Raw genomic sequence first — 21,082 nt, forward strand, 5'->3', positions numbered from 1 at the left:
ATCTTTCCTTTTTATTTAGATGTAGTTAGCTTATCTATAAAGCCATCACCGTATTCAAGCGCAGGTAAGTTAAACCATTGTGCTAAGGTTTGACCTATGTCTGCAAAACTATTGCGCTCACCAAGTGGGGTGTCGGTCATACCCGGTTGGTAAGCAATTACTGGTACGTATTCACGGGTGTGCTCAGAACCTGGAAAGGTTGGATCGCAGCCATGATCGGCAGTAATAATTAGTAAATCATCGGCTTTAAGTGCGTTTAATATAGTTGGCAAATAATCGTCAAACTCTTTTAACGCTTTTGCATACCCAACAGGATTACGACGATGACCAAACATTTCGTCAAAGTCGACCAAGTTAGTAAATATTAAGCTGTGATCGGGCGCACTTTGCATTAATTCGTTGGTTTTTTTCAGCAAGTTTATTAACCCTGGTGCTTTATGCTTTTGGGTAATACCTTGATGCGCGTATATGTCTGAAATTTTGCCAATACTTATTACTTCGCCACCGTCTTTTGCTAGTACGTCTAGCAATGTAGGGGCTGGCGGTAATACCGAGTAGTCACGGCGATTGCTGGTACGGGCAAAATCTTGATTATTTGAACCCAAAAATGGCCGCGCAATCACTCGTCCTATATTCATTTCATCTAGTAGCGACCGTGCAGTTTCGCAAACCTGATAAAGCTTTTCTAGGCCGAATGACTCTTCATGCGCGGCTATTTGAAACACGCTGTCAGCTGAGGTGTAACAGATAGGTTTACCTGTTTTAACGTGCTCTTCACCTAGCTGCTCTAAAATAGTGGTTCCTGATGCATGGCAGTTGCCTAATATGCCTGGGATACCGGTACGAGCAATAAGCTCGTCAATAAATTCTTGTGGGAAGCTTGGCTGAGTTTTAGGAAAATAACCCCAATCAAATAAAACGGGTACTCCCGCCATTTCCCAATGGCCTGATGGCGTATCTTTACCGCTCGAAAGCTCTTTTGCGTATCCCCATGCACCTTGCGATGCTGAACGATTTGACACTAAACAAGGCTCTTTACCGGCCGCTTCGCAGGCATCAATTAACCCTAACTTTGATAAGTTAGGTAGCGATAATGCTGTGCCTGTTTCGTCATAATATGCTTTTAGCAGATGTGCTAAAGTATTCGCGCCAATATCACCAAATTTATCTGCATCTGGTGCTGCGCCAATTCCTAAACTGTCTGCCATTAGGATAATTGCTCTTGCCATTGTGACCTCCCGTTATTCAATATGGTTACTTTATCTGCTCTTCGATTTTTACGCACAGGACATAAGTCCTGTTTCATATAACCTAAACATTATAAATTTACGCCCTTAAGCGAAGCAAAAGAGATTAATCGTGTCTTTTTTGCTATTGTGATCTACCAACAATATATCTTCCTGTGTGGGTGAGAACTTTAGTGACACGAACTATTATAGCCATTGCTGGCGCATCAGCGTCGGGTAAATCTCTTTTTAGCCAAACAATTTACAATGAATTGGTTAATGAACTTGAACCAGGCGCTATCGCCATTATCGAAGAGGATGCTTATTATAAGGATCAGTCGCATTTACCGTTTGCACATCGTACGCAAACTAACTACGACCATCCTGATGCATTTGAATATAAGCTAATGCATGAGCATTTAACACAACTTCGTAACGGCCACGCTGTAGAAGTACCTATTTATGATTATGCACAACATACTCGCAGCGAAACAACGCGGTATGTAACTGCAGCTAAAATATTAATCGTAGAAGGCATTTTACTACTTAGCGATAAAGCGCTTAATAAAGAATTTGATATTAAGGTGTTTATAGACACTCCCTTAGACATTTGCTTAATGCGTAGAATGCAACGCGATATGGAGCAAAGGGGCAGAACATTACAATCTGTTGTTGAACAATACCAAGCAACTGTTAGACCGATGTTTTATCAATTTATAGAACCGTCAAAGCATAATGCAGATCTAGTTGTCACTCGAGGCGGCATGAATCGCGTTGCGATTGATATAATAAAAAGTAAAATTAAACATATTCTTCAAGAATAGTAACGGGAAACATTTGTATGACAACTTTTATGAGCGTAGTTGGCATGTTTGTGCTGCTAGCTATTGCATTTGCGGCGTCAACTAATCGCAAAGCTATAAAGCTTAGAACGGTAGGTATCGCATTTGCGATGCAAGTAATTATTGGTGGTTTTGTATTATTTTTTGATGCAGGTAAAAATGCATTAGCAAGTGTATCTTCCGCTGTTTCATCGGTTATTGGTTTTGCTAACGACGGTATAAGCTTTTTGTTTGGACCTTTAGCATCGCAAGATACATTAGGGTTTATTTTTGCTATTCAAGTACTGCCGGTAATTGTGTTTTTCTCTGCGTTAGTGGCCGTGTTATATCATTTAGGCATTATGGCGTGGGTTATTAAGATTTTAGGTGGCGGCTTGCAAAAGCTGTTAAAAACCTCACGTACTGAATCGTTATCGGCCACTGCTAATATTTTTGTTGGTCAAACAGAAGCACCGTTAATTGTTAAACCCTTTATTGCCACTATGACCAAATCGGAATTATTTGCCGTAATGGTAGGTGGTTTGGCAACGGTAGCAGGCTCTGTTATGGCCGGTTACGTAATTATTGGTATTGACCTTAAGTATTTAATAGCAGCTAGCTTTATGGCGGCTCCTGGCGGCTTTTTAATGGCCAAAATGATTGTGCCAGAAACCGAAACGCCTAAAGACAATTTAGCTGACTTAGATTTAGATGATGAAAAGCCCGTTAACGTTATTGATGCAGCCGCATCGGGTGCTGCAAGTGGTATGCACTTGGCACTAAACGTAGGTGCAATGCTACTTGCTTTTGTAGCATTAATTGCATTGTTAAACGGTTTATTAGGCGGTATTGGCGGCTGGTTTGACCACCCGACATTAACGCTGCAAGAAATTTTAGGTTATGTATTTGCGCCTGTTGCATGGTTACTTGGTGTGCCATGGAATGAAGCAATACTAGCCGGTAGCTTTATTGGTCAAAAGTTAGTAGTGAATGAATTTGTTGCTTACTTAGACTTCATAAATTATCGCGATACGTTAAGTGCGCACACACAAGCAATTGTTACTTTTGCACTGTGTGGCTTTGCTAACTTATCATCGATAGCCATTTTACTAGGTGGATTAGGCGGTATGGCGCCTAGTCGGCGAAAGGATATCGCTCGCTTAGGGCTCAGAGCAGTGTTAGCAGGATCTATGGCTAACCTTATGAGCGCCGCAATTGCTGGATTTTTCCTCTCGCTAGCTTAGAAACTTAATGAGATGAACCACTGTTGCAAAACAATAGGGTAGTGCTTTAAGGGGTTAAAGCTCTATCTGACTTGAACGATACTTCATCAAGGGCCGCAAGGCCCTTTTATCGTTTTGGGCTTATAGAGAGGTTTATAAATGAGCTTAAAGGCTAATCTTTGAATAATATAATAAAATGAAAAACCACCTGCCAACCACCACCTTTAAACACTAAAATGGTATTCACCACAGATCAACACCAGATAACAGTCCCCTGCCATAAGCGCAATGTAAAGCAGTAAAAAGCGTGCGAGGTAAACTCCCTGCGGCTCCTATAACCATTAACTTGGGTGGGATTATAACTACTCGCTAATAATTAAGAAGTTGATAGTTGACTGGCAGACAGCTCAAGCCTGAGTGCTGTCCCTTTTCGTATTTACGGCTAAAGCTAAACATTGAGTTTGCTTAGTTACTCTATTGAGCTTGCATCAAACACCTGACGCCTAAAACCTGAAATATAAAACCTGCTTTTGCCTCATACTGGCATTTCATCTCTAGGGTTTAAATCACTACTTTGTGATCTCATCACCTTTTACAAATACGTTTTTCGTACTACGAGCATGTGGCAGGTAACAAGCTACTCGCCCAGGGTAAGTTTATACCCAGCACCAAAAGTACAGTAAAAAGCGCGAGGTAAACTCCCGCCTGCTTTTGCAGCCATTAATTTGGATGGGGTTCTAACTGCTCGCTGATAGTTGATTGATAGCTCAAGTCTGAGCGCTACCTTTTGCATTTACGGCCAAAGCTATACACATTGAGCTTGGCAAATTCTGCCTGAGATATAAATCCTGAAACCTAGAGCCTAAAGCTTGGAGCCTGGCACCTGTATTTTAGCGAAGCTTGGCTAGTTAAGTTTAATACGTTGAAATACAATACTGTGGGGGGAGTTACCGAGGAATACCAAATTTTAGGCACAAAAAAAGCGCCTTAAGCGCTTTTTTTCATTTTACTTAAAAAGTAAAATTATACAGCTGTAATGTTATCAGCTTGTGGACCTTTTTGACCTTGTGAAAGAGTGAACTCTACACGTTGGCCTTCAGCTAAAGTTTTGAAACCTTCGCTTTTGATTGCTGAGAAATGTGCGAAAACGTCTGGGCCATTTTCTTGCTCGATGAAACCAAAACCTTTAGACTCGTTAAACCACTTAACTGTACCTGATACGATGTTTGACATTGTAATATCCTGATATAAAAATAAAAAAATATGCTCATATGAGCGGGTATAGCAAAAAATGAGATGGTACTTTAAAAACTTCAGGACGGTACTACAAGTATTACTTATACAACATCGAAATGGAGATTTATAGATTACATACTTTCTTTCTAGCTGCGGCCCACTATATAGAAGTTTTAATTTGTGTCAAGCTTATTATTTAAATAATTTAAAATATTAAACCTTGTTTAAATTAGTTAAGGGTCTTGCAGTTACTCTATTAAATTAGCAATAACGCTACGGTTACGACCATGCTCTTTTGCATAGTAAAGTGCGTTATCGGCTTTTTTAAATACTTGCTCAATATTAGTGCCGTGCTCTGGGTAACTAGCAATACCTATTGATATGGTTATGTAACCAACTGTATCTATATGTGACGACTCAACTGCAAGGCGCAGCCTTTCAGCTATTTTAAATGCACCTTCACTGTTTTGATTAGGTATTACAAGTACAAACTCTTCGCCGCCAATGCGCGCAACAATATCGTCTTTGCGAGCAATACTTTGAATAAGCACGGTTAATGCTTTGAGTGTTTCATCGCCTTTGTCATGGCCATATGTGTCATTTACGCGTTTAAAAAAGTCGATGTCTATTTCTAAAATGGTAAATAACGTTTGTTCGTGGATTAGTTTATCAAGCCATACTTTTAAGCTTCTGCGATTATGAAGCCCCGTTAGAGGGTCTGTTTGTGCATCGTGGCGTAACTGCCCTATTTGCAGCTGTAAAATACTTTCGCCTTTTAACATTGCTGTTCTTAATTGCTGACTATGAACTACTCGTAGCTAAAACTATCGAGTTTCCAAGACGCCAGTAACACTGGCGTCCATTGTTGTAAGAGAGTTTCTTTGTACAAGGCTTGCCGTCGATGACGGTCTTACGTCAGCTTGCGTGCGTGAGCACACAAGGGACACATCAGTTGATGCAGTCTCTAACTCCCCTGATTTTTCAGTTGAGGCCAGTTCGCTCCCCAACGGCGGTGTTACCGCCTTTTTACGTACTGCTGTTTTCTTACGAGTTTTTGCTTTCTGGGCAAACGTAGACTCTTGTATGTAAGGTACAGCTCGTTGCGCTACGACAATGCTGGCATTGTCGTCCGCATGAAAAGTTCCGCAGCCATTTAAACAAATTAATGTATCTTGCTGAGGTCTTATCGTATTTTTTTCACCGCACATATGGCACGTCTGCGACGTGCCTGCGGGGCTCACTTCGACTACGGCCTTACCGTAGTCGTTCGCTTTATACTTGATGAAGTCACCAAGCTTTCCTAAAGCGACATTTAATAATGAGCGATTTAAACTGCTCTTGGCATTCGCGTTGTTACGCGCATAGCCACGGCCATGCTTGCCGCGCTTTGGTTTAGCACGCTTGGTCATGTTTTTGAGTTTTAAGTCTTCCAAAGCGATTATAGACTTCGCCGAAAGCACGACCTCTTTCGAGGTCTGGTGCAAAAAGTCGTGCCTAATTCGCGCAGTCTTGGCGTCGAAGTTAGCTATCTTATCTGCTAGCTTTTGCTGCTCATTAGACTCAACACGTCTAGTGTTTTTGTTATTGTTTTGGCGCTTTTTACGCGCCAAAATACGCTGATACCGAGCCTTCTTTTGCACTAATCGCTTTAGCCTTTCAGTCGTCTCAGGGCTATAGGCTTTGCGCAAACCGTCGCTTGTTGCAATAGGCAGCTTAACGCCACGGTCGATACCTGTGATTTGGGATAGTAATTCGTCATCACTGAGGCTTTGTGCAACAAAGCCTTTCAACAGTTCCTCATTCGTTGCAGACTCAACACCGTCGTTATACGACCCTGAGAGGTAGAAGCGTCTACCTTGGCGCGATATACGGAACTGCTTTGCGAGCTGGTCGGGTTCGTAGTCGAGCTTTATAGAAAACATACGTGCGGGCTTCTTCGAAGCCTTCTCGTAGAATGTCAGAAGTGCCCGACCTTCGTTTAGCGGCTCAAGGATGAACATTTCCTTTGTTACTACACAGCTACGCTTGCGATTACGCCCTTTGGGCTTAGGAAACTTCCGAAGCCCACTTCGGCACGCATTAATATCACTAAATAACATACTTGCAGCGTTTCGAAGTATTTGTGGTGGTATTTCTTTTAAGAAGGAAAGCTCAGGTTTAGCCTTAATACCTGCATACTTCTGATCAATATCCGAGCCTTTGTCGGCTCGGATAAGTTCGAGGCTTTCCTCAATTCTCTGATTACGCATGACATTCGATCCACCAATCCACCGCGCAAAATGAGTAGCTGCTTTACTACTCATTTTGTAAGTTATTTCGATATTAAAGCCACGAATTGCCATTAATTAAATGCCTTGAACAGTCACTAAACACAGAATATTATAGCGCTATACAAAAAACAATCATGAGTTTAATATGCACGAATGGAGAACTGGCAGGAACTGCGTTTATAAGAACCAAGTACACCTAGCATTCGTTGCAAAATACCGCTGTGACGTGTTCGCTCGCAGCGTAAGCCACCCTCTGAACTAGCTGTAAAATAGAGTAAAGCTGTAGCAAAACACAACCACTAAAACCGCAGGGCTTAACTCGTAGCTAAAGCCGACGAGAATGCACCCTGCAAATGTTCAAGAAAGCTATCTGTTGCTGAAGCAAGCTTATTAGCATAAGCGTAATTACTGTGTAACGTGTAGTTGATTAACTGCTCTTTTTGCACTTGATAAGTAGCATAAAAACTACTTACTAAGGTGCAAATAGAGGCAAGTAAAACAAGTAATAGTATAAGAAACCTGAGGTTTAATGTTGGTAATAGTTTGTGAAACACTCTGTCTATACCTCACGTACAACTTGCATGCATAATATATTCAATACATTTTATACTACCTGCTTTAAAACCAAGAATCTAACCAACTTTAATAATGTGAAGTACTAATTAACCTAAGCTTTGGATAACAAAACTATCTCAAGTAGCTATTTACAACGCTAACTGCGTTGAATTTACTTGCAATAAGCCAGCTATTGACGCGTAAACTCGCTAAAAGCCTCTGGCTAGAGAAAATAAATTTAAATATAAGTATGATTCAATACGTTAATAAATCTCTTAACCAGAGTTCCGGTTAATTATTGCCTACCTATCGGTAGACAATAATTATAAATGTGTTGTATCAAGTTAACTTTTATAACTGTCGCTCAATTTATTACACAGCGTTATCCACTGCTTCGGTTGCTCTTTACCTTCAACCCTGCGGCCAAATAAGGTCATAACTGTGTTGCTGCTCTCATCAAAAAACTCTATTGAGTGCACCACAGTATTACCGTTATCTGTTGGTTTTTTAACGACAAAAGCACGCGCTAAATCTTCATTTTTAATATGTAAATTAAAGTCTTCATCAAGCACGTTATACCAAGGGCCTACTTGCTTTAAGTTATTGAGTGCTCCTGAGTATATTTGCACCGCGGCATTGTTATTTACAAAAATCATTACCTCGCTTTGCTGCTCTTTTAACGTGCTAAATATTAACGGTAAGCTTGCGGTTGGTATTTCTTGTGCCCAATTGGGCTGTGCAAGTTCAAGTGCTTGTATTCTGCCTACTTTAAACTCGGTTAATAATGCCGGAAAATGATGCACATCTTGCAAGTTTTCCCATGCGGTTAAAAAGCCCGCTACATTTATATTTTCTTGCGGTGTGGTCTCAAGCTCTTGGATTTTGATTGGCTCTACCACTAATGTAGTGCTTTGCTCTGGGTCGCTATATTTACTAATTAGTGCCTGATACGCGGTTAAATTAGTTTTATCGGTATTAAATATTTTATGAACAGCTCGGCCATGTTTATCAAAGCACTGAATGCTCACCATGTTATTTAACTTAACAGCAAATACACTGGCCCATTGCGATAAAAACAACCTTAAATCTATGCCTCCTGGGTTAATTGCTATTCCCATTTTTTTATTATTACGCTGTGAAGTATATAGTTTTTCGTAGCAACCTTTAATTTCACTCACTACAACGCCGTTGCGTGTAAGTGCCATTACATGCTCTAGTTTTTTTAACCCTTTGAGAATGTTTTCGATTTGATTAATATTTAATTTAATTGCTTGCTGCCCTACTTGAGAAGCAATAAGTTGTGCTTCTGTGGTGCCAAGTTGTACGGCGGCATCTACACTGCGAATATTGGGCTGCACTACTTTTAATGTTTGATATTGGTTAACTAAGGTATTCATAATTTACTCCTAAAAGGTAATGGCCTAAGTGACCATTACGGCAACTTAAAATTTAAAACTAATTTGCGTTTTAATATTACGGCCAACACCATAGTCGCCAATGGCGCCTGTAGTACCCGCTATAACTTGGTATTCTTTATCAAATAAATTATCTATTGCTAAGCGGGCATTCCAGCTGTCGTTAATATCCCAACTGGCGTTTATACCGGCTAAAACATAACTTTTATGTTGCTGCTCAATGCCTGATACAAGTACAGTGCGATCATTAACATGTTGAATATTAAAGCCTGTTTTTAGCACGTCGTTAAAAAAGTTTAACCCGCTACTTAGTGCAAATTTATCTGCTGGTAAATACCAAAGTGGTTCATTGTTTTGGTTTTCACCTGATATTCGACTATAAGAAAAGTTGGCATAACCTAGGGTATGTGCATAATTAATTTCAAACTCAATGCCGTCTCGTTGGTTTTCGCCACTATTGTTATAACGCGCTGCGGGTTCGGGATTAGTGGCTATATTGGTGTTTGATTGAATTTCGTCATCTATTTTTACTTTAAAATAAATAACACGGGCAGTTAAAGCATCTCTGTTTGTAAATATGTTTTGGTTTTGGTAACTCGCACCTATTTCTTTATTGGTGCTGTTTTCTACTTTAAGTTCGAGTGCCGGATCACGCCCACCATATTGATCATAAAGCTCATCTATTAATGGGGCTCTAAATCCTTGCTGATAACTTGAAAAAACAGCTAGCTGGTTATTAATTTGATAGTGAGCGGTTAATGCAGGCACCACTTGAGAGTGATCAACATCGGTATCTAAATTATTAAATGAGTTGGCAAAGCTAGAGGTTGCTGTGGTTTTATACTTTTCATAACGTAGCCCTGTGGTAAGCGTTAATGCCTGCCAAGTAAATTCGTCTTGTAGGTAAACGCCTATGCGTTTTTGAGTACCTCCGGGCTGTGATGTTATTTCGTTTTGTATTGCTTGCTCTGCATAATCAATACATTGATAAGTTTGCATGTCTAAATTAAGGCATGGATAACTTAACTTGGTTCCCACTCGATCTTTTTCAGAATACTGCATGCCATAGGTTAAAGCATGCTGTTTAATTAAAGATGTATTCGCAATATCAAGTGTGGTTATGTTGTATTCGTAGTTAGACTCTAAGCCAATAAAATCTTTTAAAGTGCCTGAACCATCGCTTTCAACAACCTGACTTTGGGTGCGCCCTAAGCGCGCTGTTAAATTTACATAAGGATTATTGGCGGGGTTAAGCTCATAGCTTAAATTAGTAACCGACTGTTCTATTTCTCTATATACCGTACCCCATGCGCCAGGATCGGTCGTATTAAACTCGGTGCGCTGATTGTCTTCACTTTTTGTATACGACAATCCAATTAAGGAGTCTTCGTTTAAGTAGTACTCTGCTTTTAAAAGCAGCGATTCGGCCTCAATACCCGAATTATCGAGCGTTTCACCATTTGATAACTTAAAGTCGCCACTACTGCGTTTTACATACGAAGTAAGTATATCTAATGAGTCGGTAGGGCGTGCATAAGCATATACGGTACCGTTATTTTCATTATTATTGCCATGGTGACCTAGCTTAACTTTAACGCCACCTTGCTCACCCGGTGCTAAAAAGTCGCTGGCATCTTTAAGTTCCATTTCTACCACACCACCTAAAGCACCACCGCCATGCAAAACAGTACTTGGTCCACGTTTAACATTTACAGAGCGATAAAGTTCAGGATCTGAAAAAAAACTCCCCATTCGATACTTTTCAAATGTTTGAATTGCACCATCTACGCTTATCAACACATCTTCTGCGTCACTAAAACCACGTACATTAAACTTTTGCCCCATATTACGTGGGCCACCGGTTGCAGTAACGTTAGGAATACTATTAAGGCTGTCGAATACGCTACTAGCAAGTACTTGCTCTATTTGTTCTGCGTTAATAACATTAACGGCTTGAGCTGAATTTAGTGCAGACTTTGCGGTACGGGTTGCCGTTACGGTTACTGCATCAAGTGCTGTAACCGGCATATTAGTGTGGTTAGGGTTTTCAAGATCAGCTGCCATTAAGGGCGAAGACAGAGTGGCAAGGCAAGCTGCCAGTTTGGTAATACGCATTATTTACTCCATTTAATAATTATATTTTGTTTACTCTTTTGCTCTACTTATATTGAATGCAAAAAAGTTACATAGCGCTTTGGGTTAGCCCCTACTGCCTAAAGCACTTTGACTATAACAAAATAAACACTAAATGATAATAGTTATCAATCGCTTTTAACTAAAATATTTGCAACTTGATACTTTTCAGCAGAAAGTTTAGCTAATAGCTTTACTAATTCGCCGCTAGGTACTTGCTGATCAACCGCTAAATACAGAGGTAAGCTTTTTTTACTGTTTTTTAAGGCGTTAATCGCTTCATTTAACGAAGTAAATGATTCTTTTTCGAGGGCGTATTGAAGTTTATTATGCTCTAACCGAATACTAAGTACCTGTACATCTGCTTGTTGTACCGGTGTGCTGGTGTTTTTACCTGTATCGGGAAGCGTTACATCAAGCATATTTAACTTAACAGCTGCTGTAAGTAATAAAAAAACCAGTAAAATAAATAACACATCAAGCAAAGCGGTTAAGTCTGGCACTAATTGCGCCGCTGTATTACGCGGTGGCAAGCTAAGCATAAGGTGAGTCACTATAGGTAAACTTATAATTTAAATGATTGATGATTCTTGTAAAATCATTTTGTAACCCTTCTAGTATGGTGTTTAATAAGCCGCTAACTAATAAACATGGAATAGCAATAACTAATCCAGCCATGGTTGAATACATAGCTTCCCACAAGCCATCAGCTAGTAAAGCAGGCGTAACCGCTTGATTAGTTTCGGCAATGCGTTTAAACATAACGACCAACCCCCACACAGTACCAAGTAACCCCATTAAAGGGCTTAAAGAGGCCAATAAACTCAATATGTTTAGCCGTTTTCGCCAATCAATTAAGCAGTCTTGTAAATACAATTGGCACCATTGAAGACGTTGCTCACTGTGCAACAACTGCTTAGCTTGCAGCGTAATTGCAAATTGACTTGTACCTAGTTTATGTTGCTTTAATTGCCACTTAGCAATAATTAAAATAGTGCTGCGCTCCAGCACAATAGCCAAAGCTATAATTGACACCAATAGTAATGGCCAAGCCATAATACCTACCGCATTAAAAGTTGACTGCATGTTATTACTCTTTGTTATACGTTTAACGAAAACCGAATTGGCACGCTAAATCGTGCTTTTATCGGGTGGTTATTTTTAACAACAGGATGAAACTGCCACTGCGCTACATTATTTAAAGCAGCTTTGTCGAGCTCAGTAAATCCGCTGCTTTTTAACACAGTTAATTTTGCTATATGCCCCTGCTTATTCAACTCAATTTGCAATAACGTAACCCCTTCGTAACCTCTTTTTTTAGCTCGTAACGGATACGTTAACATTGGCTTAGGGGCTTTAAATAATGGCAAATCAGTTACGGTAACTAATTGATTAGTAGCAGAGTGTTGGTTACTTAGTTTTGTTGTACTAGAACTGGGCGCAGCAGGCTTTATTTTATTTTTGTTTGCTGGGGCGTTTTTTACAGACTTTTTATGCTCAGTGTTTTTAGCTGTGTTAACCGGTTTGGCTTTAGCTGGTTTTTTTGGCGGGTTATCTATTATTTTTTTTATATTTTCAGGTGTTTTTTTTACTACTTTAAGGTGCTGCTTGGTGCCCGAAAACTCAGTACTAACATTATCGTTTTTAACTACAGACGCTGTTAGTTTTGGCTCAGCTGGTATTTTTTTAGCTACTTTACTGGCGTTAACCTGGGTTGAGTTAATAATATTAATTGCCACACGATCGGCTTTTTGCCCCTGCGAAAATGTCATAGCTTTAGGGGAGACAGGTTGCATAAACAACCCAATATAATGAGCAACTGCTGACAGTAATATAAAAATAGTAAACTTCATAGCTTTTAAATCTAAATGATAACTGTTATTGTTCGTGTTTATTGATAGTATCAACATTGGATTTGTTATGAAACCCCTATACACATATTTAATTACGCTTACCCTGTTAACATTTGCTTGTAGCAGTAATTCAGCTCCATTCTCGGCACAAAGAATTGTTGTTTCGGGAGGCTCAATAACTGAAATTATTTATGCCTTTAATGAGCAGCATCGTATTGTAGGTGTAGACAGCACCAGTGTATTTCCAAGTGCTGCGACTAAAAAACCGCAAATAGGGTACGTACGAAAAATAAGTACAGAGGGGATATTATCGCTCAGCCCAGATTTACTCTTAGGCGAAGCCGACACAGGACCTCAAAAGGTAGTAGAGCAGCTAAAAAGTACGGGAATAAACATGACCATACTTACACAAGAAGATAACTTTTTAGGTATTGAAGCTAAAATAAAACACATTGCACGTTTACTCAATGTACCTAAAAAGGGAGAGCAACTTGCAAATAGTTTGGCAATAGACAGAGCTGCTTTAAACACTGTTTTACAACAAAGTACTTATAAGCCGAGAGTACTTTTTATTCTTAATGTACGCAGCGGGCAACCTATTGTAGCCGGGGCAAATACCTCTGCAAATGAATTAATAAATGCCGCTGGAGCAATTAATATTGCAGCAGAGCACATACAAAATTGGAAACCGCTTTCAACTGAAGCGGCCCTTGCTCTTAATCCAGACGCAATTATTACTATGGGACGACACGGCGACACCCCTATGGAAAACGTCTCAAAACTAGCACATTTTAAGTTCTCTAATGCAGTTAAAAATAAGCAAGTATATAGCTTTGATGGCAGTTATTTATTAGGCATGGGCCCACGTACACCACAAGCGGTAGTTGAGCTTGCAAGTGTTTTACACCCTAATGCTAAATAACCTACAGCGTATAAGTTTCGCTTTGCTAAAACCTCTCAACCTAACATTGAGCTAAGTGAGTAATAACTATGCTGGCATTAGGAAGTACGCTATTAACCGAACAAAAACAGCGAAAAATGGCCATTCCCTGTTTATTTTTAGCCTGTGTTTTTATGTTTTTTATTGCACTAAGTAAAGGGGGCGTAAATTTAAGCTTAAGTGAAATAGTCGCAATAATTAACCAGCTTGAAACTGATAGCTTAAAAAACGCTATTATTTGGCAAATACGCTTACCACGCATAGTGTTAGCCATGGTGGTAGGTGCAGGGTTAGCCGCGTGTGGCTGTGCTATGCAGGCAATTTTTAGAAACCCATTAGCCGATCCGGGTTTAATTGGTGTGTCGAGTGGTGCAGCACTTGGCGCTGTAGCCACTATAGTATTAGGCAGTAGTTTATTTGCTAACTTTAGCAGTACCTTGGGCGTTTATGCGGTACCGGTTGGCGCATTTATTGGCTGTATTAGTGTATGTGTATTTATTTATAGATTAAGCGCTCACAGTGGTCAGTTTACAATTATTAGCTTATTACTAGCTGGTATTGCTGTTAATGCCATTGTGGGATCGCTCATTGGTGGGCTTACATTAATTAGTAACGAGCAACAACTGCGCGATTTAACATTTTGGAGTATGGGTTCTTTAGCCGGTAATCACTTTGCAATGATGCTGCCCTCTTTATGTATTATTGTTTTGAGTGTGGTTTTATTACTACGCCTAGCAAAACCTCTTAATTTATATTTACTAGGCGAAGCGCAAGCTAAACACTTAGGTATTAATGTAACGCGGCTTAAAAAGCAGGTATTTATTTGCACGGCATTGTGCACCGGAGCAGCTGTCTCTATTACCGGTATTATTGGTTTTGTTGGTTTTATTGTGCCGCATATTGTAAGGCTTGTTTTAGGGCCCGATCATCGTTACTTAATGCCAACAAGTATTTTAGGCGGCGCGCTGCTATTAAGCTTTGCTGATTTATTTGCACGCACTGTAATGCTCCCTGCAGAGTTACCTATTGGCTTAATAACCAGTGCTATTGGTGGCCCTTTCTTTTTAATTATGTTGCTAAAAACTTATCAGCAACGGAGCTTATAAATGCTGTGCGCTAATAATGTATCGGCCCAAATTGGGCAAAAAAAACTACTCAAGCATATTAACTTTTATGTAAAACCTAACGAGTTAGTGGTAATTATAGGCCCTAATGGGGCGGGTAAATCGTCGTTATTAAAAGCTTTATGCGGCGATATAAAAATTAATAATGGCGATATTACGCTTAATGACCGCTTGCTTAGCGACTACTCAATAGCAAGTTTGGCTACATTACGCGCTGTGCTTACGCAAAATTACGAACTCGACTTTCCATTTAGCGTAGCTGAAGTGGTTGATATGGCGCACTTTGCCCATCAAGCAGACTATAGTAAACAGCAGCTTATGCATTTTTCAGAGCAAGTAATGCAAGCACTTAGTGTAACGCACTTAAAAACCCATACCTTTACACAACTCTCTGGCGGAGAAAAACAACGCGTACAACTTGCGCGGGTATTATGCCAAATTCAGCCTAGCCTAGTTGCCAATAAAACACCTTACTTACTAATTGACGAGCCCACCTCTAGCTTAGATATTTTTCATCAATACGATGTAATGGCTCAAGCTAAAAGTATTGCTAGCCAAGGCGCAGGAGTAGTTGCCGTGATCCACGATCTATCGCTTGCTGCCAGTTTTGCAGATCGAATTTACATGCTTAATAATGGCGAGGTAGCAGCATGTGGTACACCAAAAGAAGTGCTTACCCCTGCGCTACTTAAACGGGTATATAATATTAACGCCAGGCTTGAAAATAACACCAGCGAGGCTATGCCACACATTCAAATGTGTTACTAAAATACTTAACTAATATCAGCGTTTATTCAGCTTTAAAAATCAATAAGACTTAAACGCACCGCTATTGCGTATCGGCTTTGCAGTTGCACTAAAAAATAGATAAGCTGCATGCACTTATCTATTTTATTTAGCTTTGGAGTGTGTTTTGCTAAATAAGTATGCTGTATCGTCTATTGCTTTTTTAATCGGGTGTTTAATGCCATTACAATCTTCTATAGCTCAACCTGCGCTTACGCTTGAACAACAACTTGGCCAAAAGCTATTACTCGACTTTCGCTATTTTTGTCACCAAGGTGCAAGCAAACAGTGCCGAACGCCAATGACTCAATTACCCAATGAACTGGCAAACGCCATTAGTAAATACAATATTGGCGGGGTGATTTTATTTTCTGAAAATACCCAATCTATTGAACAAATAATTACCCTTAACCAACAATTACAACATGCTGCAAGTAAATCGAGTTCAGCATTACCTTTGTTTATTTCGGTTGATCAAGAAGGCGGCCGTGTTGCACGCCTACCGCGCGATGTAGCAACCTCGTTTACCGGTAATATGTCGATTGGTGCTACTTTTGAAAAACACGACAATTATTTTGCCGCGCAAACCTCTAAAGTAATGGCCACCGAGCTAAGTGCTTTGGGTATTAACGTTAATTATGCGCCTTCAATCGACGTAAATATGAACCCAGATAACCCCGTTATTAATGTACGCTCGTTTGGCGAGGATCCTAAGCGCGTTGCAACTTTAGGTGCAGCTCAAGTTGCTGGATTTGAAAATAACGGCATTATTAGTTCGCTTAAACATTTTCCGGGCCACGGCGACACTAACGTAGATAGCCATACGGGCTTACCTAGAGTTAACCATTCAAAAGAGGTTATTTACCAACAAGACCTAGCCCCTTTTAAACAGATTATTGCCACGCAAAGCCCTGGCATGATCATGACCGCACATATTCAGTACCCTGCGCTTGATAGCAGTACCTTTACCAGTGTAGATGGTAAAAGCATGATTAAGCCCGCAACTATGTCGCGTAAAATAATTACTGATATTTTACGCCATGAGCTTAATTATAATGGCGTAGTAGTAACCGATGCACTTGATATGGCAGGTATTAGTCACTTTTTCAATCCTACTCAAGCGGTTATAAATACCTTTGCTGCAGGGGTCGATATTGCCTTAATGCCAATAGAAATTCGCAGCATAGATGACTTAACCAAACTTGATCAGCTCATTACAGATTTAGTTACAGCGGTTAAAACTAAGCAACTTAATCAGCAAGAAATAACTGAGTCGGCGCAGCGTATTACAGCGCTTAAAAGTAAGTTTAAACTTAACACCAGTTTTAACGCCATTAATGCGCTAGTTAACGCCAAGCATGTTATTGGTAGTAAAGCGCATCGCAATATTGAAGCTCAACTTGCGGTAGAGGCTATTACACAAGTTAAAAACACTCACAATACACTGCCACTTACACTTAAAGCCGGGCAACATATACATATTATAATGCCCGACACCCGCAAATGTATGGCACTACAACAAGCCCTGCAAAGCATTAGTAAACATACGCTTAACTATACTTGTAGCAGCTTGCAAGGCTTTGATCCGCAACAAGCGCACACAGACATTAATAAAGCCGATGTTGTTATAGCGGGCAATGCAACGCCAAATCAAAGTGCGGTAGAAATTGGCGGTATGGATGATTTAAAAAACGATCCTCAATTTGCACTTAGCAACGCACAGCAACCAAAAGCACTTGAGTCGTTATTAAAAGTGGCCAAAAAGCAAAATAAAAACACGGTATTTATTAGCCTAAGAGCGCCTTACGACATTGCTGAGTTTAGCGATTATGCGCATGCTGTACTTGCATCGTATGCCTATAATATTGATCACGATAAAAACGATATTGTAACAGGCCCCGCATTTACCGCTTTAGCACACGTACTGTTAGGAAAATTGCCAGCTAATGGCACTTTGCCTGTAACAATAAAAAAGTAAGGAGAACTTAAATGCTATTAAATTGCGATTTAGGTGAAAGCTTTGGTGCTTGGAAAATGGGCTTAGATGAAGAGGTTATGCCGCACATTAATATGGCTAACATCGCTTGTGGTTTTCATGCGGGTGATGCCGATGTAATGGCAAATACGCTCAAGCTGGCAAAGCAGCATAAGGTACAAATTGGCGCTCATCCTAGCTACCCAGATCAACAAGGTTTTGGCAGACGCTCTATGGCACTTAGTGCAAGCGAGCTTACAAATTGTCTGCACTATCAAATTGCTGCGCTAGAAGGTATGGCCAAAGTACAAGGCTTAAGCCTTAGTTATGTTAAGCCCCATGGCGCACTTTATAACGATATGATGCTTAACGAGCAGCTTTTAACTAGCGTAATGAGCGCGGTAGCACACTACCCTAGCCCATTAAAATTAATGATTTTAGCAACGGCTGATGCTAAAAAGCATCAAAAAATGGCCGACACTTTAGGGTTAAAATTAATATTAGAAGCCTTTGCCGACAGACAATACACCGACGAAGGGCTTTTAGTGTCAAGGCAGTTAGCAGGTAGTGTGCATAACGAGCAAGCTTTAATTGAGCAAGTAAAGCAACTGTTAGCTGATGGCAGCGTAACTACGCGTTCAGGTAAAAAGTTAATTTTAGATGCCGATAGTTTATGCGTTCACGGCGATAACCCTGCCGGTATTGCACTCATTCAACAAATAAAATTATTGTGTAAACGGTAAAGCATTATTTAATATGTTCAGTTGTAAACCCCCTTTACAGCTGAACCGTTTTACAGATTCAGTCTACCCACGCAATTACTTCATCGCCCTAGCTATTATTTTTAAACTCTCTAACATATAACTATTATTATTAACAACCACAGGGATTTGAAATGAAAACATTTTTTGCGCTTAGTCTATTAATAAGCACAGGTAATCTTGCCTTTGCCAATAGCAGCACCCTACAGTTAGAAGATGTATTTACGCTTGAATACGCTAACCAGCTAGACATTACCAAAGACGGTAAAACAGTTTATTTTGTACGTAACAGAATGGATATAAAAACCGACCGTAAAATAGGTAATATTTGGACAGTAGATTATAAAACACGACAAATTCAACCGCTTACTTCTGGCGTACATATGGATCATTCGCCAAAGTTGTCGCCGGACGGCTCTCGTTTAGCGTTTATTTCAAACCGTGACGGTAGCAACCAAATTTACATGAAATGGCTTAAAACTGGCGCGGTTAGCAAAATAAGTAACCTTACAAGTACGCCAAAAGCGCTAAGCTGGAGCCCAGATGCTAAGCAACTCGCATTTAGTATGTTTGTTGCCACCACATCAAGCTCACCCATTAACTTACCTGGTAAACCTGAAGGCGCTACTTGGGCAGAGCCAGCTAAATATATTGACGACGTGTATTATCGTGCTGATGGTGCTGGTTACTCTAAAAAGGGCTTTGAGCAATTATTTATTATTGACGCAAATGGCGGCAATGCTAAACAACTTACCTTTGATGAATTTAATAACGGCGGCGAAGTTAGCTTTAGTAAAGATAAAAAAGCGTTATATTTTTCGGCTAATAGGCATAACAATTACTTGTTAAAGCCAACTAACAGCGAAGTATATAAACTTAATTTAATTACGCTTGAAGTAACCGCTGTAACCGATAGAAACGGCCCCGACCGCCAACCTCAAGTATCGCCTAATGGCCGCTACCTTGCGTATACCGGTTACGATGACAAACAAACTAATTACGAAAACACCCAATTGTATATTCGCGACCTACGTTCGGGTAAAACAACTAATTTAACTGCCGACTTAGACCGCAGCGTAGCTAAAATAAAATGGAGCGGTAACTCTAAAGGCATTTACTTTAGTTACGCTGATCAAGGGCAAACCACGTTAGCGTACCAACCTCGTAGCGGTTCACGTAAAGTTATTACCGAAAAAATTGGCAGCGTTTCCTTTGGTCGTCCTTATTCTGGTGGCGACTTTGATGTGAGCGAAGATGACGAAATTGTGTTTACCCTAGCCGACACGCAGCGCCCAGCCGATGTAGCGGCAATTAAACGTGGTAAAGCACAGCGCTTAACAAGTTTAAATGACAACTCGCTGGGGCATAAACAACTAGCCAAGGTAGAAGAGCTATGGCTTAAATCGAGTCACGATCAACTGCCAATTCAAGCTTGGGTAGCCTACCCGCCTGGTTTTGACAGTAATAAAAAGTACCCATTAATTCTTGAAATTCATGGTGGCCCGGTAGCCAATTACGGCCCGCACTTTAGCGCCGAGGTACAATTATATGCGGCTAAGGGGAACGTTGTATTGTATATGAACCCTCGCGGGAGTGATTCTTACGGCAAAGAGTTTGCACAAACTATTCATCATAATTACCCAAGTAACGATTATGACGACTTAATGACTGGAGTAGATGCTTTAATTGCCAAAGGTTTTATTGATGAGTCTAAATTGTTTGTTACCGGAGGCTCTGGTGGCGGCGTACTTACCGCGTGGATAGTTGGCCATACCGATCGTTTTGCCGCAGCCGTGGTTGCTAAACCTGTAATTAATTGGATCAGTTTTGTACTAACTGCCGACTTTTACCCGTTCTTTGCTGACTATTGGTTTCCGGGTAAGCCGTGGGATCATATAGAACATTATATGAAACGCTCGCCAATTAGTTATGTCGGCAATGTAAAAACACCCACTATGCTACTAACTGGTGAATCTGATTTCCGTACACCGATTTCAGAAACCGAACAGTTTTATCAAGCATTAAAGCTACAAGGTGTTGAAACCGCTATGGTACGTATTCCCGATGCATCACATGGTATTACTGCTCGTCCGTCTAATTTAATGGCTAAAGTTGCCTATATTCAATGGTGGTTTGATAAACACACTAAATAACCAAACATACCGCTTGGTATGTAAGTTAAAGCCACTTTTTTAAAGTGGCTTTTTTGCATTACCAATAAGTGTAAAGGGGGTTTACAGTAAGTAACCTAAACTCAGGTTAGGTATTTTTAATAGTAACGCAACGGCAAACCACAAACGCCGCGGCAAGTTAATTAACCTGAACTCTGGTTAAGAGATTTACTAACGTATTGAATCATATTTATATTTAATTTTATTCTCTCTAGCCAGAGGTTTTCAGTGAAAACAAGGCGAATTTACGCGTCAATAGCTGGCCTATTGCAAGTAAATTCAACGCAGTTAGCGCTGAAAATAGCTGCTTGAGATAAGTTTATTATCCGGAGATCAGGTTAATATAGCCAAAAAGTACTCACTACNATCAGGTTAATATAGCCAAAAAGTACTCACTACCCCTTTAGGGATATAGTCCACTTTAACTATATTCACCTACACGCTAACATCAGCAATATAGAGATAAAGCCATCTAAATGCTTACTAATACTTAAGCTATCTTAATGCCTAGCTTAAGTATCGGACTTAACTATTATTTGAGTTGGTAAAATTTCGGTTTATACAATTAAATACCCACTGAGTTGGTAAAAAAC

General features: G+C 40.1%; 17 protein-coding genes. 8 read left to right on the plus strand and 9 right to left on the minus strand.

Going from position 1 to position 21,082, the window contains the following annotated elements:
• Positions 1-11: 11 nt before the first annotated feature.
• Positions 12-1,229: a phosphopentomutase gene (locus I6E78_RS09640; protein WP_179807796.1), complete on the minus strand. Its 1,218-nt coding sequence runs from the start codon at positions 1,227-1,229 to the stop codon at positions 12-14.
• A gap of 191 nt (positions 1,230-1,420) precedes the next feature.
• Here I6E78_RS09640 and udk point away from each other — a divergent pair, with 191 nt between their 5' ends.
• Both udk and I6E78_RS09650 read left to right on the plus strand, forming a co-directional pair.
• On the plus strand, positions 1,421-2,050 hold the full coding sequence (gene udk, locus I6E78_RS09645; protein ID WP_011329721.1) for a uridine kinase: 630 nt from the start codon (positions 1,421-1,423) through the stop codon (positions 2,048-2,050).
• 17 nt (positions 2,051-2,067) lie between these two features.
• Positions 2,068-3,291 (plus strand): NupC/NupG family nucleoside CNT transporter, encoded by a 1,224-nt coding sequence (locus I6E78_RS09650; RefSeq protein WP_197182366.1) that lies wholly within the window; start codon positions 2,068-2,070, stop codon positions 3,289-3,291.
• A 1,002-nt stretch (positions 3,292-4,293) separates the two neighbouring features.
• Here I6E78_RS09650 and I6E78_RS09655 read toward each other — a convergent pair.
• The 8 genes from I6E78_RS09655 to I6E78_RS09690 all read right to left on the minus strand — a co-directional run bounded on the left by I6E78_RS09655 (position 4,294) and on the right by I6E78_RS09690 (position 12,732).
• Positions 4,294-4,503, minus strand: coding sequence for a cold-shock protein (locus I6E78_RS09655; RefSeq protein WP_002959120.1), 210 nt, complete (start codon positions 4,501-4,503; stop codon positions 4,294-4,296).
• 251 nt (positions 4,504-4,754) lie between these two features.
• Positions 4,755-5,288, minus strand: a complete 534-nt coding sequence (locus I6E78_RS09660; RefSeq protein ID WP_179807798.1) for a GGDEF domain-containing protein — start codon at positions 5,286-5,288, stop codon at positions 4,755-4,757.
• Positions 5,289-5,330: 42 nt separating this feature from the next.
• A complete protein-coding gene (locus I6E78_RS09665) occupies positions 5,331-6,848 on the minus strand; it encodes an RNA-guided endonuclease InsQ/TnpB family protein (RefSeq protein ID WP_089369036.1) in 1,518 nt (505 codons plus the stop codon).
• 827 nt (positions 6,849-7,675) lie between these two features.
• Positions 7,676-8,728: a hemin-degrading factor gene (locus I6E78_RS09670; protein WP_197182367.1), complete on the minus strand. Its 1,053-nt coding sequence runs from the start codon at positions 8,726-8,728 to the stop codon at positions 7,676-7,678.
• Between the two features lie 45 nt (positions 8,729-8,773).
• Positions 8,774-10,861 carry a TonB-dependent receptor domain-containing protein gene (locus I6E78_RS09675; RefSeq protein ID WP_197182368.1) on the minus strand — a complete coding sequence of 696 codons (2,088 nt, stop codon included), beginning with the start codon at positions 10,859-10,861 and terminating at the stop codon, positions 8,774-8,776.
• Positions 10,862-11,007: 146 nt separating this feature from the next.
• Positions 11,008-11,421: a biopolymer transporter ExbD gene (locus I6E78_RS09680; RefSeq protein WP_011329713.1), complete on the minus strand. Its 414-nt coding sequence runs from the start codon at positions 11,419-11,421 to the stop codon at positions 11,008-11,010.
• A complete protein-coding gene (locus tag I6E78_RS09685; protein WP_011329712.1) occupies positions 11,414-11,965 on the minus strand; it encodes a MotA/TolQ/ExbB proton channel family protein in 552 nt (183 codons plus the stop codon). Before I6E78_RS09685 ends, I6E78_RS09680 begins: the two co-directional genes overlap by 8 nt.
• A gap of 14 nt (positions 11,966-11,979) precedes the next feature.
• Positions 11,980-12,732 (minus strand): energy transducer TonB, encoded by a 753-nt coding sequence (locus I6E78_RS09690; protein ID WP_193039094.1) that lies wholly within the window; start codon positions 12,730-12,732, stop codon positions 11,980-11,982.
• Positions 12,733-12,799: 67 nt separating this feature from the next.
• Between I6E78_RS09690 and I6E78_RS09695 the strand changes: the two genes are divergently transcribed.
• The 6 genes from I6E78_RS09695 to I6E78_RS09720 all read left to right on the plus strand — a co-directional run bounded on the left by I6E78_RS09695 (position 12,800) and on the right by I6E78_RS09720 (position 20,471).
• Positions 12,800-13,654 carry a heme/hemin ABC transporter substrate-binding protein gene (locus I6E78_RS09695; protein ID WP_197182369.1) on the plus strand — a complete coding sequence of 285 codons (855 nt, stop codon included), beginning with the start codon at positions 12,800-12,802 and terminating at the stop codon, positions 13,652-13,654.
• A 68-nt stretch (positions 13,655-13,722) separates the two neighbouring features.
• Positions 13,723-14,778, plus strand: a complete 1,056-nt coding sequence (locus I6E78_RS09700) for a FecCD family ABC transporter permease (protein ID WP_197182370.1) — start codon at positions 13,723-13,725, stop codon at positions 14,776-14,778.
• The gene (locus I6E78_RS09705) at positions 14,779-15,564 is read left to right on the plus strand and encodes a heme ABC transporter ATP-binding protein (protein ID WP_089369029.1); all 786 of its coding nucleotides are present in this window, start codon (positions 14,779-14,781) and stop codon (positions 15,562-15,564) included.
• A 196-nt stretch (positions 15,565-15,760) separates the two neighbouring features.
• On the plus strand, positions 15,761-17,560 hold the full coding sequence (locus I6E78_RS09710; RefSeq protein ID WP_197182371.1) for a glycoside hydrolase family 3 protein: 1,800 nt from the start codon (positions 15,761-15,763) through the stop codon (positions 17,558-17,560).
• An 11-nt stretch (positions 17,561-17,571) separates the two neighbouring features.
• Positions 17,572-18,300 (plus strand): 5-oxoprolinase subunit PxpA, encoded by a 729-nt coding sequence (locus I6E78_RS09715; RefSeq protein ID WP_182684203.1) that lies wholly within the window; start codon positions 17,572-17,574, stop codon positions 18,298-18,300.
• Between the two features lie 152 nt (positions 18,301-18,452).
• Positions 18,453-20,471, plus strand: coding sequence for a S9 family peptidase (locus I6E78_RS09720; RefSeq protein ID WP_179807805.1), 2,019 nt, complete (start codon positions 18,453-18,455; stop codon positions 20,469-20,471).
• The last annotated feature ends 611 nt before the right edge of the window (positions 20,472-21,082 follow it).

The organism is Pseudoalteromonas sp. NZS127 (assembly GCF_015864805.1).
In the GTDB taxonomy this organism is placed as follows: domain Bacteria; phylum Pseudomonadota; class Gammaproteobacteria; order Enterobacterales; family Alteromonadaceae; genus Pseudoalteromonas; species Pseudoalteromonas nigrifaciens.